The 12398-nt window shown below is 73.5% G+C and carries 15 protein-coding genes; all 15 read left to right on the plus strand.

Going from position 1 to position 12398, the window contains the following annotated elements; all coding sequences use genetic code 11:
• A partial coding sequence (locus tag HF577_RS39275) for a CPBP family intramembrane glutamic endopeptidase (protein ID WP_211174320.1) occupies window positions 1–1208 on the plus strand: 1208 nt, incomplete at its 5' end.
• Between the two features lie 192 nt (window positions 1209–1400).
• Complete coding sequence (gene rpsP, locus HF577_RS15215; protein ID WP_169396506.1) at window positions 1401–1853, plus strand: 30S ribosomal protein S16; 453 nt, start codon at window positions 1401–1403, stop codon at window positions 1851–1853.
• Entirely contained in the window at window positions 1850–2089 is a 240-nt protein-coding gene (locus HF577_RS15220) for an RNA-binding protein (protein ID WP_169396507.1), read from the plus strand. Before rpsP ends, HF577_RS15220 begins: the two co-directional genes overlap by 4 nt.
• The gene (rimM, locus tag HF577_RS15225; protein WP_169396508.1) at window positions 2067–2633 is read left to right on the plus strand and encodes a ribosome maturation factor RimM; all 567 of its coding nucleotides are present in this window, start codon (window positions 2067–2069) and stop codon (window positions 2631–2633) included. Before HF577_RS15220 ends, rimM begins: the two co-directional genes overlap by 23 nt.
• Before the next feature lie 136 nt (window positions 2634–2769).
• Window positions 2770–2985 carry a helix-turn-helix domain-containing protein gene (locus tag HF577_RS15230; RefSeq protein WP_169396509.1) on the plus strand — a complete coding sequence of 72 codons (216 nt, stop codon included), beginning with the start codon at window positions 2770–2772 and terminating at the stop codon, window positions 2983–2985.
• Between the two features lie 11 nt (window positions 2986–2996).
• Window positions 2997–3560, plus strand: a complete 564-nt coding sequence (locus HF577_RS40170) for a Clp protease N-terminal domain-containing protein (protein WP_169396510.1) — start codon at window positions 2997–2999, stop codon at window positions 3558–3560.
• A 21-nt stretch (window positions 3561–3581) separates the two neighbouring features.
• Entirely contained in the window at window positions 3582–4328 is a 747-nt protein-coding gene (trmD, locus tag HF577_RS15240) for a tRNA (guanosine(37)-N1)-methyltransferase TrmD (protein WP_169396511.1), read from the plus strand.
• A gap of 142 nt (window positions 4329–4470) precedes the next feature.
• Window positions 4471–4830 carry a 50S ribosomal protein L19 gene (gene rplS, locus HF577_RS15245; protein WP_169396512.1) on the plus strand — a complete coding sequence of 120 codons (360 nt, stop codon included), beginning with the start codon at window positions 4471–4473 and terminating at the stop codon, window positions 4828–4830.
• 345 nt (window positions 4831–5175) lie between these two features.
• Window positions 5176–6183, plus strand: coding sequence for a signal peptidase I (gene lepB / locus HF577_RS15250; protein WP_312859147.1), 1008 nt, complete (start codon window positions 5176–5178; stop codon window positions 6181–6183).
• A 170-nt stretch (window positions 6184–6353) separates the two neighbouring features.
• Window positions 6354–7106: a ribonuclease HII gene (locus tag HF577_RS15255; protein WP_312859148.1), complete on the plus strand. Its 753-nt coding sequence runs from the start codon at window positions 6354–6356 to the stop codon at window positions 7104–7106.
• Entirely contained in the window at window positions 7103–7426 is a 324-nt protein-coding gene (locus HF577_RS15260) for a DUF2469 domain-containing protein (protein ID WP_169396515.1), read from the plus strand. The genes HF577_RS15255 and HF577_RS15260 overlap by 4 nt, the downstream gene beginning before the upstream one ends.
• A 109-nt stretch (window positions 7427–7535) precedes the next feature.
• A complete protein-coding gene (locus HF577_RS15265; RefSeq protein ID WP_312859149.1) occupies window positions 7536–9215 on the plus strand; it encodes an amidohydrolase in 1680 nt (559 codons plus the stop codon).
• Between the two features lie 141 nt (window positions 9216–9356).
• Window positions 9357–9713: a YraN family protein gene (locus tag HF577_RS15270; RefSeq protein ID WP_169396516.1), complete on the plus strand. Its 357-nt coding sequence runs from the start codon at window positions 9357–9359 to the stop codon at window positions 9711–9713.
• Entirely contained in the window at window positions 9713–11221 is a 1509-nt protein-coding gene (locus tag HF577_RS15275) for a YifB family Mg chelatase-like AAA ATPase (protein ID WP_169396517.1), read from the plus strand. The genes HF577_RS15270 and HF577_RS15275 overlap by 1 nt, the downstream gene beginning before the upstream one ends.
• Window positions 11218–12381, plus strand: coding sequence for a DNA-processing protein DprA (dprA, locus tag HF577_RS15280; protein WP_169396518.1), 1164 nt, complete (start codon window positions 11218–11220; stop codon window positions 12379–12381). The genes HF577_RS15275 and dprA overlap by 4 nt, the downstream gene beginning before the upstream one ends.
• Window positions 12382–12398 lie beyond the last annotated feature (17 nt).

The following is a 12398-nucleotide window of genomic DNA, read 5'->3' on the forward strand; positions in this document are numbered from 1 at the left end:
CCAGCGACCCGGCCGGCGCGGGTCCGACCGACAGCGCGGCCGGCCCCGTCGACGGAGGCCCGGCAGGCGGCGGCAACGGCAGCGGTCCCCACGGCAGCGGCTCGAACGGCAGCGGCCCGAACGGCAGCAACGGTGCCGGTTCGAACGGCCACGGCACGGCGGTGGGCTCCCCCTGGAGCGCGCCGGAGTGGTCCCCGCGGCCTCCGGAGCCGGCCCCGGGCGCGGCGGCACCTGCTGCGCCGGGTGCCGCGCTCACGTATCCGGCCCCACCGGCCGAACCTGTCGCCCGTCCCGAGGGCCCCGGCGCCTACGCCCCGGGCGGCCCCGGCCCGTACCCGCCCGGTCCGCCTCCGCCCGGCCCGCACCCGTGGGAGCTGTACCCCCCGGGCGGCTACCCCCCGGGCGGCTACCCGGCGAACGCCTTCCCGCCGGGGCCCTACCCCGGTGCCCTGCCGCCGGGTCCTCCGCCGGCGGGGCCGGCGGCCACGCGCCCCGCGGGCCGGGCGCGCGGCCCCTTCCCGGTCCGCACCCACCGGTGGGGCCTCGGCGCCTACGTGCTCGTCGAAGCCGTGTTCCTGCTCACCTCCGTGCTGGTCGGCTGGGCCGTGCTCGGGGACGTGCCGATGGTCGGCAGCCTCATCATCGCGCTGGCGGTGCCCACCGTGCTCGCGGCCGGCACGGCGGTGCTGATCACCGTGCTGCGCGGCAACGGACCGCGGATCGACCTGCACCTGCAGTGGTCGTGGCGCGATGTCGGACTGGGCCTCGCGTTCGGGCTGGGCGGCCTCGCCGTGACGATCCCGGCGTCGCTCGTGTACGTCTCGATCGTCGGGCAGGACGCCAGTTCGGCGGTCGGTGACGTCTTCGGCTCGATCAGGACCGGCCCGGTGCTCGCCGTGGTCGTGCTGGTCATCGTGGTGTTCCTCGCGCCGCTGTGCGAGGAGATCGTCTACCGCGGGCTGCTGTGGGGCGGGGTCGAGCGGCTGGCGAACCGCTGGGTGGCCTTCGCCGTGACCACCCTGCTGTTCGCGATGGCCCACTTCGAGTTCACGCGGACGCCGCTGCTGCTCGTGGTCGCGATCCCGATCGCGGTGGCGCGCCTCTACTCGGACAGGCTGCTTCCCAGCATCGTCGCCCACCAGGTCAACAACCTGCTGCCCGGCGTCGTGCTGATGCTCGGGCTGCTGGGGGTCATGCCGGCCGGGTGACGGCCGTACGGGCGGATCGGGCGGCTCCGTGCGTCGCGGCGCCAGTGCGTCTGGCAGAATGGTGGATCGGCTCTGCGGCTGGCCCTCTACCGTGCCGCGGCCACCACACGTCGACGAAGCGCAGCCCGTAACCCCACGCGAGCCGCGCGGACTCACCCGAAGCACCATGATCCGCGAGGAGCACCCACCAGCGTGGCCGTCAAGATCAAGCTGATGCGACTGGGCAAGATCCGTCAGCCGTACTACCGCATCGTCGTGGCCGACGCCCGCAACCGCCGCAGCGGCCGGGCCATCGAGACCATCGGCAAGTACCACCCGAAGAACGAGCCGAGCCTGATCGAGGTCGACTCGGAGCGGGCGCAGTACTGGCTCGGTGTGGGTGCGCAGCCCACCGACCCGGTGCAGCACCTGCTGGAGATCACCGGCGACTGGCAGAAGTTCAAGGGCCTGCCCGGCACCGAGGGCACCCTGAAGCCGCAGAAGGAGAAGGTCGACCGCCTCGCGCGCTTCCAGGCGGCACTCGCCGCGGCGGGCGAGGAGCCCACCACGGAGGCCACGACGCCGCGCAAGCGCGGGGACCGCCGGCCGAAGGCCGACTCCGCCGAGGGTGAGGCCACCTCGGCCACTGAGGCCACCGAGTCGTGAGTGTCCTCGCGGACGCGCTCGACCACCTCGTCCGGGGCATCGTCGACCACCCGGACGACGTGCAGGTGGAGCTCGTCACCACACGCCGGGGACGCACCCTCGAGGTTCGGGTGCACCCGGAGGACCTCGGCAAGGTGATCGGCCGGGGCGGCCGCACGGCCACCGCGCTCCGCACCGTCGTCGGGGGTATCGGAGGCCGGGGCGTGCGGGTCGATGTCGTCGACACCGACCGGTAACGGCACCCGGCACGACTCCGGCACCACCGAGCTGCTCGTGGGTGTCGTCGCCCGGGCCCACGGCCTGCGCGGCGAGCTCGTCGTCGACGTGCACACCGACTCACCGGACGAACGGTTCGCCCCCGGCGCCGTGCTCACCGCACGCCGCGCCGGGGTTCCGGACGGCCCGCTCACCGTCGAGTCCGCCCGGCCGCACTCGGGGAGGCTCCTCGTGCGCTTCGTCGAGGTGCCCGACCGCAACGCGGCCGAGACGATGCGGGGTGCCCGGCTGCTGATCAGCACCGACGCCGTGGCACCGCCCACGGATCCGGACGAGTTCCACGTCCACCAGCTCGAGGGTCTGCGGGCCGAGCTGGAGGACGGTTCCGTCGTGGGGACGGTCCGTGAGGTGATCTACGGCCCGGGTGGGGAGCTGCTCGTGCTGGCCCGTCCCGACCTGCCGGACGCGCTCGTGCCGTTCGTGCGCCCGATCGTGCCCACCGTCGACCTGGACGGCGGGCGCGTGGTGCTCACCCCTCCCGAGGGCCTGCTCGACGTGACCTGACCTCCTCACCGCTTTCTGCTTCCTCCCAGCGGGGTGGCACCGCCGACGTTCGACGTCCGCGGTGCCACCCCCCTGTCGTTTCCGGACTGTCAACCAGGGTTGACAACGCCGCCACTGTCAACGTAGGTTGACACCCATGACGGATGCGACACAGGTCGCGGCGGCGGCGTCCAGCAGGGACCCGGCCGTCGGGTTGGCGGCGGTGGCGTCCCTGCGGGGGCTGTTGGAGTCGTTGGAGGAGCTGCAGGTCACCAACGCCCGAGCGCAGGGCTGGTCCTGGCAGCAGATCGCGGACGTGCTGCGGGTGAGCAGGCAGGCCGTCCACAAGAAGTACCGCCGGTTCGGGTTCTGAGGGGAGCGGAGATGTTCGAACGTTTCACGGAGAAGGCGCGCCTGGTGGTGGTCGGCGCGCAGAAGCAGGCGAGAGAGCGCGGGGCCGACGCCATCCGCAGCGAGCACCTGCTGGCTGCGTTGTTCGCCGTACCGGACAACCTGGCCGTCACCGTCCTGGGAGCGCTCGGCGTCGACCGCGACGTCGTGGAGGCCGAGGTCGGGAAGCTGCGACCGGACGGCACCCCGATCCCCGACGCCGAGGCGCTGGCCACGCTCGGCATCGACCTCGACGAGGTGCGCCGCCAGGTGGAGGAGGCCTTCGGCCCCGGGGCGCTGGACCGGACCCGGGCTGCGGCGGGCCGTCGCCCGAGGGGGCACATCCCGTTCGACCGCACGGCGAAGAAGGTGATGGAGCTCGCCCTGCGCGAGGCCTTGCACCTCAAGCACAACTACATCGGCACCGAGCACATCCTGCTCGGCATGCTGCATTCCGCCACCGGGGCCGCGCACGACATCCTCGTCTCGCGGGGAGTGCGGCAGGACGCCACGCGGATCATCGTCGAGGAGCTCGTCCGCGGCCGCCGGGCGGGCTGACCCGCCGCGTACGGTGCCCCGGTGCGGATCGACGTCGTCACCATCTTCCCGGCCTACCTCGCGCCCCTGCGGGAGGCGTTGCTGGGCCGGGCGATCGGGGCCGGGCTCGTCGACCTGGCGGTGCACGACCTGCGGAGCTGGACCCGCGACGTCCACCAGGCCGTGGACGACTCCCCGTACGGCGGCGGTCCCGGGATGGTGATGCGCCCGCAGGTGTGGGGGCAGGCGCTCGACGACGTGCTGGCGCAGAACGGTCCGGCGCGGCTGGTGGTGCCCACCCCGGCCGGCCGGCCGTTCACCCAGGCCACCGCGGAGGCCTGGGCCACCGAGCCGCGCCTGGTGTTCGCCTGCGGCCGCTACGAGGGGATCGACCAGCGGGTGATGGACGACGCCGCCACCCGGATGCCCGTCGACGAGGTGAGCATCGGGGACTACGTACTCGTCGGCGGCGAGGCGGCCGTGCTGGTGATGGTCGAGGCGATCGTGCGCCTGCTGCCCGGGGTGCTCGGCAACCCGGAGTCCGCGCAGCAGGACTCCTTCTCCGACGGGCTCCTGGAGGGGCCCGCCTACACCCGGCCCGTGAGCTGGCGCGGGCTCGACGTCCCCGAGGTGCTCCGCAGCGGCAACCACGCCCTGATCGCGCGCTGGCGCCGCGACCGCGCCCTCGAACGCACGGCGGCGCGCCGCCCCGATCTGCTCGCTCTCCTGCCCGAGGATGCGCTCGACGACAACGACCGAGCGTTCCTCGACCGCATCTCGGACGGGTGATTTCACCGTGCCGGATCGCGTCTGGCACTATGGACGGGTTGCCAGCGCTCGACGACTCGTCGAGCCCGTCGGCGCCACCAGACCTGAGTGGGAACGGCGCCCCCGCACGACCGCTATCACGGACCGAGGACGGATCTTCGCGATGAACACCCTGGACGCCCTGGACGCACAGCAGCTGCGCTCCGACATCCCCGCCTTCCGGCCGGGGGACACGCTCAAGGTGCACGTGAAGGTCGTCGAGGGCACTCGCTCGCGCGTCCAGGTGTTCCAGGGCGTCGTCATCCGACGCCAGGGTGCCGGGGTGCGGGAGACCTTCACGGTCCGCAAGGTGTCGTTCGGCGTGGGCGTGGAGCGCACCTTCCCGGTGCACTCGCCGAACCTCGACAAGATCGAGCTGTTCACCCGCGGCGACGTCCGCCGGGCGAAGCTCTACTACCTCCGTGAGCTCCGCGGCAAGGCCGCGAAGATCAAGGAGAAGCGCGAGACACCGTCCGCGTCCTGACCACACCGGTCAGGTTGACGTAGCCTCGTGGGCGTGGCCCTACCCGAGCTCCCCGACGACCGACGGGCCCCGCCCCGGCGTTACTCGCCGGCGGACCAGCCGGCGTCAGCGCGGCCCGAGGGGCAGTACCCCGGGGCGCGCGTCGGGCCGCAGGCTCCTGGTGGATCGTCGCCCGGCATGCCGCCGGCACGGCCCGGGGCTGCGTCGCCGTACGGCGGGCAGCAGGCCGTCAGAGGGCCGCAGAACGGCGTTCCCGGCCGCGGTGGCCCTGGTGCGCCTCTCCCGTCTTCGCCGCGCCGTCCGGCCGGGCCGCCTACCAACGGGCGCCGTCCCGTCGACCGGCCGGTGCCCCCGCGGCGCCACGACCCGGCCGACGACGAGCCGACGGTCGTCCACCACGACCTGATCGGCGCGGACGACGACTCCTACTCGGAGATTCCCGGCCGGCACCGGCGCCGCGCAGGCGCTGCTCCGTCCACGCGTTCCGGAGGCGACGACGGCGATCCGCCGAGCAGCGGCAAGCTCCGCAGCGGGCGTCGCAGGCGACCGACCTTCTGGAAGGAACTGCCGCTGCTCATCGTGGTGGCGCTGGTCCTGACGTTCCTCATCCAGACCTTCCTCGCCAAGGTCTACGTGATCCCGTCGGGCTCGATGGAGACCACGCTCCACGGCTGCACCGGATGCAACAACGACCGCGTGCTCGTCGACAAGATCACCTACCGCTTCACCGACCCGGCGCCCGGCGATGTCGTGGTGTTCCGCGGCCCGGACAGCTGGAGCAGCGAGATCAGCGTCCAGGAGCCCACCAACGCGGTGACCAGGGCGCTTCAGGGGCTGGGATCGCTGATCGGTCTCGCCCCACCCGACGAGAAGGACTTCGTCAAACGCGTGATCGCGGTCGGCGGCCAGACCGTGTCGTGCTGCGACTCCCGGGGCCGCGTGATGGTCGACGGTGAACCGCTCGACGAGCCCTACATCTACTACCTGCCCGCAGCCGGGCCGCCGAAGCAGACCTACTTCGGGCCGATCACGGTGCCCGAGGGCGAGCTGTGGATGATGGGCGACAGCCGCAACAACTCCGCCGACTCGCGGGTCCCCGACCACGGGCCCGTCCCGGTGGCGAACGTGATCGGGAAGGCACGGGTGATCGTGTTGCCGCTCTCCCGCTTCGGGTGGATCGCGTCGATCGACCCGCAGTCCACCGCGGTCGGCATGCCCGCACCGGGCGCGCCGGCCGGGGCACCGCTCGGGCTCGGGCTGGTGGGCACGTTGCCGCTGGCCCTGTGGCGGCGCAGGCTGCACCGGCCCGATGCGGAGCTATGGGGCTTCCTCCCCGGCCGGTCCCGCGTCTGAGCGGGGCCCCGCCCGTCCGGCGTCCGACCGCCGGGCCCCTGTCGCCCGCCCCTGTCCGCCCGGTGGAGACTGCTCAACTGATGCCCGCACGCCCTGCCCCACGCCGCTCTCCGGCCCGCCGCTCCGCTCGGCCGGCCCTGCCCCCCGAGCTCCGTCCCGCGCGTGCCGTCGTGCGTCGATCCGCGGGTAGCTGGACCTTGCAGTCCACCCTGCAGCGGCACGGTCTCGGACCGGTGGCGGGCGTCGACGAGGCGGGTCGCGGCGCCTGTGCCGGGCCGCTGGTCGTCGCGGCGTGTGTCCTGCGGCCCGGGGACGCCAAACGGCTCGACGGCCTCACCGACTCCAAGCTGCTCACCCCGGCGGCGCGCGAGCAGTACTTCACGCTGATCACGCGGTGGGCGCAGGACCACTGCGTGGTCGTCATACCGCCGGAGGAGGTGGACCGCCGCGGCGTGCACGTGGCCAACATCGAGGGCATGCGCCGGGCCGTGGCCGGTCTGACCGCGCGGCCGGGGTACGTCCTCACCGACGGGTTCCCGGTTCGCGGCTTCGGCAGCCCCGCGCTCGCTGTGCCCAAGGGCGACCAGGTGGCGGCGTGCGTCGCGGCGGCGTCGGTGCTGGCCAAGGTCACCCGGGACCGCATCATGGTCGCCCTGCACGGCGAGTTTCCGCAGTACGGGTTCGCCGAGCACAAGGGCTACTGCACGTCGCTGCACGACGCCGCGCTCGTGGAGCACGGGCCGAGCCGGGTGCACCGCTACTCGTTCGTCAACGTGCGGGCCGCCCGCGGCGACGACGTCACTGCGGACGTCGCGGCCCTCGAGGCCGCTGCCGCCGTCGGCCTCCCCACTGCCCTGGTCCACAATGGGTCGCTCGCCATCGGGTTGTCCGAGGTGGGTGCCGAAGGAGGGATGGAACCGTGAGCGCCGAGGATCTCGAGAAGTACGAGACCGAGATGGAGCTCACGCTCTACAAGGAGTACCGGGACATCGTCGCCCAGTTCTCCTACGTCGTGGAGACGGAGCGGCGGTTCTACCTGGCCAACTCCGTGGACGTGGCCGCCCGGAACGCGGACGGGGAGATCTACTTCGAGGTGCGGATGTCCGACGCCTGGGTGTGGGACATGTACCGGCCTGCGCGGTTCGTCAAGCACGTCCGGGTCCTCACCTTCAAGGACGTCAACGTGGAGGAGCTGGACAAGCCGGACCTGCGGTTACCAGAGGGTGACCAGTTCGGTTCCTGAATCCTTTTCCGGCAGTTCGGCACATTTGTTCGCGCGATCCCGTCGCGCCTTTCCGGTAGCCGCTGAATAGCATGCGCAGCGGACTGCACGAGGAAAGGTGAGAAACTTCGTGGACACTCGTCGAGAGCGCCCCGCCGACATGATCGTGCGGGGCGCCGTCGTCTACACCCTCGATCACCGCCGCCCCTGGGCGAATGCCCTCGCCGTCCGGGACGGGAGGATCGTCGCCGTCGGCGACGACGCCGACGTGGAGGCCCTCGCCGGTGCCGGCACCACGTCCGTCGACGTCGGGGGAGCCATGGTCATGCCGGGGCTCGTCGACGTCCACACGCACGTCGGGTTCGCGGGCCAGCAGGCGGCGTGGGAGCTGGCGCTGTCCCCGATGGCCGGCCCGGAGGAGATCCTGGCGGCGGTCGCGGCCCGGGCGCAGGAGGTCGGGCCGGACGAGTGGGTGGTCGGCGGCGTCGTCGGCGGCCATGTGCTGGAGGCGGCCGGGACCGCGGAGATGCTGGCGGCGATCGACGCGGCGGGCCACGGCAGGCCCGTGCTGCTGCGGGAGGCCTCCCTGCACCACCGGTGGGTCAACTCCCGCGCACTGGTGATCATGGGTGTCGACGACAGCACCCCGGACCCGAAGGACGGGCGGTACGGGCGCGATGTCGACGGCCGGCTCGTCGGGCTGCTCTTCGAACACGCGTCCACCGTGGGGGAGCTCGCCGTCCGCAGGAGCACGGCGGACGTGCACGCCCGTGATCTGCGGTCGGCCCGCACGGCGGTGTCGATCCTCAACGCGTGCGGGGTCACCGCCACGCAGGACGCCGCCACAATGGGATGGTGGCTCGACGTGTTCACCGAGCTCGACAATGCGGATGAGCTCGACGCGTGGATCGTCGGTTCGATGCCGGCGCGGGAATTCATCGAATCCGGTCCGGTCGGCCCCGAACTGTTCGATTCCGCGGATTCGCGCCGTTCCGTCCATGTTCGTCCGAACTTCGTCAAGGCGGTGCTCGACGGGGTGCCGATGACGCGCACGTCGAAGTTCCTGGAGCCCTACAAGCCGGATCCGCAGCGGACCTGTGCCTGTGCCGGGACGTTCAGCGGCGAATCGTGGTTCACCGACGAGGATCTCCTCGACCTGATGGAGCAGGCGGTCGGGCGGGGGCTGCACGTCAAGCTGCACGCCACCGCCGACGGCACGGTGCGTCAGGTCCTCGACGCCGTCGAGATCATGCGCGTCCGGCACGGCGGCGCACCCGTCTTCCACATCGCCCACACCGAGTTCGTGCACCCCGACGACGTGGCCCGGTTCGCCGAACTGGGCGTCGTGGCCGACGCGTCACCCGTGCTGTGGTTCCCCAGCCCGATGACCGAGATCATCGGACAGCAGGTGCCGGACCACGTGATGGACCGCATGTGGCCGCTGCGTGAGCTCACGGAGTCGGGCGCCCTCCTGGCGGCGGGCTCCGACTGGCCTGCCGCCATGCCCATGCCGAACCCCTGGCTCAGCATCGAGACGATGGTGACGCGCCGCAGCCCGGACCCGGGCTTCCCCGGCGCGCTCAACCCCGACCAGGCTCTGGACCTCGCCACCGCCGTCGAGGCGCACACGGCGAACCCGGCGCGGGCCATGGGGCTCGGCGAGGAGGTCGGGCGCCTCGCGGTCGGGCTGTCGGCCGACTTCATCGTGCTTGACCGGAACCTCTTCGAGATCCCCGTGCAGGACATCCACGACACGCGCGTGCTGCAGACCTGGTTCGCCGGCCGCCTCGTGCACGACTCCACCACCTGACGCGCCCGCCCTACACCGTCGCTCCGACATCGGGGTCGCGTCCGGGCTCCCCGGGACGACGTTGTCCCCCTCACCCCCGGACTGTCCACAGTTGCGGGAACGGGCTGTCCCAGGCCACCCCGGACGTCGATCGTTGTCGGCATGGCAGCGAAGGACGTGCTCGGGCGCCACGGGGAGGACCTCGCGGCGCGATACCTGGAGCAACGGGGTCTCGTGGTCCTGTCCCGCAACTGGCGGTGCCGGCACGGCGAGCTCGATCTGGTCGCCACCGATGCCGACCGGCTGGTGGTGTGCGAGGTCAAGACGCGCTCCAGCGTCCGGTTCGGTGAGCCGGCCGAGGCCGTCGACCGGCGCAAGGCCGCCCGCATCCGGCGGATCACCCAGGCCTGGCTGGCCGCCCACCAGGTGCGGTGGTGCGAGATCCGGTTCGACGTGCTCGCGGTCGTCGCCGAGCCGGGCAGGCCGGTCACGGTGCAGCACTACGAGGCGGCGTTCTGATGGGCCTCGCGCGGGCGTGGTCGGTCGCCCTGCTCGGGGTGGAGGGCCGCGTCGTCGAGATCGAGGCCGACGTCGGTGGCGGATTGCCGGGGGTCCACCTGCTGGGCCTGCCGGACGCGGCACTGCACGAGTCGAAGGACCGGGTGCGGGCCGCCATCGTCAACTCCGGGCGGGTGTGGCCCAACGAGCGCATCGTGCTGGCGCTGTCACCCGCCACGCTCCGCAAGACCGGCAGCGGGTTCGACCTGGCCCTCGCCTGCTGCATCCTCCGCACCACCGAGGTGGTGGAGCAGTCGGCGCTCGACGGCACGGTGCTGCTCGGCGAGCTCGCGCTGGACGGCAGGCTGCGCCCGGTGCGCGGCGTGCTGCCGTGCCTCCTGGCGGCCCGCGCCGCCGGGATGAGGCGGGTGGTGGTGCCCGAGGCCGCCCTGCCGGAGGCAGCGCTGGTGGACGGCATCGACGTCCGCGGGGCGCGCAGCCTCACCGAGGTGCTGGCGTTCCTGCGAGGCAACCACAGCCTGCGCGCCCCGGTCGCGGCCCAGGAGCACGACGGTCCCGAGCCGCCCGACCTCGCCGATGTCGTCGGGCAGGACGACGCCCGGCACGCCCTGGAGATCGCGGCGGCCGGTGGCCATCACGTCCTGCTCGTCGGGCCGCCGGGCACCGGCAAGACCATGCTCGCCCAGCGGTTCGTCGGGCTGCTGCCCCGGCTGGCCGACGACGAGGCGCTCGCGCTCGCCGCCGTGCGGTCGGTGGCGGGGAAGCTCCCGCCGGGGAGCGGGCTCAGCACCGTGCCGCCGCTGGTGGCGCCCCACCACTCCAGCTCGATGGCGGCGCTCATCGGAGGCGGCAGCGGGCTGGCGCGCCCGGGAGCGGTCTCGCTCGCGCACCGGGGTGTCCTGTTCATGGACGAGGCACCGGAATGGGGAGCCACCCTGCTCGACGCCCTGCGCACCCCGCTCGAGGAGGGTGAGGTCCGGCTCGCCCGCGCCGACGGCACCGTGCAGTACCCGGCGCGCTTCCAGCTCGTCCTCGCCGCCAACCCGTGCCCCTGCGCCCCCGCCCACGACCGCGACTGCATCTGCTCGTCGCTGGTGCGCCGGCGCTACCTCGGCCGGTTGTCCGGCCCGTTGCTCGACCGCGTCGACCTGCGGGCCCGGATGTTCCCGGTCACCGCGCTCTCCGACGCCTCGGGCCTCGCCGAGAGCACGGCCACGGTGCGGGCCCGGGTACTTGCGGCCCGGGCGGCCGCGGCCGAGCGCTGGGCCGGGCAGGGATGGCGCACCAACGCCGAGGTTCCCGGCCCCGTACTGCGCACCCGGTTCGCGCTCCCGCGCAGCGCGGTGCGGCCGCTCGACGCCGGGTTGCGCGCCGGCGAGCTCACCGCGCGCGGCGCCGACCGTGCGCTGCGGGTCGCGTGGACTCTCGCCGACCTGGCCGGCCGTGAGCGGCCCGACCAGGAGCTCGTCGAGACCGCGTTGTTCTTCCGCGACCGGAGGGCGGCATGAGCGAGCAGAGCCCGACGGGTGTGCCCCCCGTGGCGCAGGACGTGCTGCTCGCGCGCGCCTACCTCTCCCGGGTGGCCGAGCCACCCGCACCCGCACTGGCCCGGCTGGTGGCCGAGATCGGGCCGGTCGAGGCCGCCCGGAGGGTTCACGAGGGGCGGGTGAGCGAGCCGGTGGCGGGGGAGACGAGTGCCCGCCGGGCGGTCCGGCGGGCCGAGGCCGACCTCGCCGCCGCTGCAGCGGCGGGTGCTCGGCTGCTCACCCCCGAGCACGCCGAGTGGCCGCACTGGCCGTTCGCCGCGTTCGAGGTCAGCGGCCGGCGGGAGCTCGCGCCGCCGCTGGCGCTGTGGGTCCGAGGGCCGGGCCGGCTCGCCGCTCTCTGCGAACAGTCCGTCGCCGTCGTCGGTGCCCGCGCGGCCACCGGCTACGGCAGCCACGTGGCGGGGGATGTCTCCGCGGGCCTGGCCGACCGCGGGTTCACCGTGGTGTCCGGCGCCGCGATCGGGATCGACGGCGCGGCCCACCGCGGGGCTCTCGGCGTCGAGGGCCCCACCGTCGCGGTCCTCGCCTGCGGGGTCGACCGGGCCTACCCGGCGGCCCACCAGATGCTGCTCGAGCGGATCGCGGGGAGCGGGCTGGTCGTCAGTGAGTACCCGCCCGGATCCGTTCCCGGACGCCACCGGTTCCTCGTCCGCAACCGGCTGATCGCGGGCATGGCGGCAGGCACGCTCGTGGTGGAGGCCGGACTGCGCAGCGGCGCGCAACGCACGGCGGCCGACGCCACGGCGCTCGGCAGGCTCGTGATGGCGGTGCCTGGGGCCGTCACGTCGGGGCTCTCGGCGGGCTGCCACCGGCTGATCCGTGAGGGAGCGCTCCTGGTCACCCGCACCGAGGAGGTATTGGAAGCCGTCGGCCGGCTCGGGCTCGACCTGGCCGAGACACCCGGTTCCGGGATCGAGCGGCCCACCGACGGGCTCGATCCCGTCGCGGCCGTGGTGCACGACGCGCTCCCCGCCCGCGCGCACCGGGAGACGCGATGGCTCGCCATGGAGGCCGGGGTGCCGATCGGCGCGGTTCGCGTCGCCCTCGTCGATCTGGAGCGGCGCGGCCTCGTGGAGCACTGCGACGGCCGCTGGCGGCGCCCGCGGGGTGACGAGCAGTGAACTACGCGACACCTGCG

The sequence above is a fragment of the Pseudonocardia xinjiangensis genome (genome assembly GCF_012911925.1).
GTDB classification, from domain to species: Bacteria; Actinomycetota; Actinomycetes; order Mycobacteriales; family Pseudonocardiaceae; genus Pseudonocardia; species Pseudonocardia xinjiangensis.

Bases quoted from the DNA above. Each gene is read 5' to 3' on its own strand.
- rimM (WP_169396508.1), top strand. From the start codon at position 2,067: ATGTCGTCGACACCGACCGGTAACGGCACCCGGCACGACTCCGGCACC.
- HF577_RS15230 (WP_169396509.1), top strand. From the start codon at position 2,770: ATGACGGATGCGACACAGGTCGCGGCGGCGGCGTCCAGCAGGGACCCG.
- HF577_RS40170 (WP_169396510.1), top strand. From the start codon at position 2,997: ATGTTCGAACGTTTCACGGAGAAGGCGCGCCTGGTGGTGGTCGGCGCG.
- rplS (WP_169396512.1), top strand. From the start codon at position 4,471: ATGAACACCCTGGACGCCCTGGACGCACAGCAGCTGCGCTCCGACATC.
- HF577_RS15270 (WP_169396516.1), top strand. From the start codon at position 9,357: ATGGCAGCGAAGGACGTGCTCGGGCGCCACGGGGAGGACCTCGCGGCG.
- HF577_RS15275 (WP_169396517.1), top strand. From the start codon at position 9,713: ATGGGCCTCGCGCGGGCGTGGTCGGTCGCCCTGCTCGGGGTGGAGGGC.
- dprA (WP_169396518.1), top strand. From the start codon at position 11,218: ATGAGCGAGCAGAGCCCGACGGGTGTGCCCCCCGTGGCGCAGGACGTG.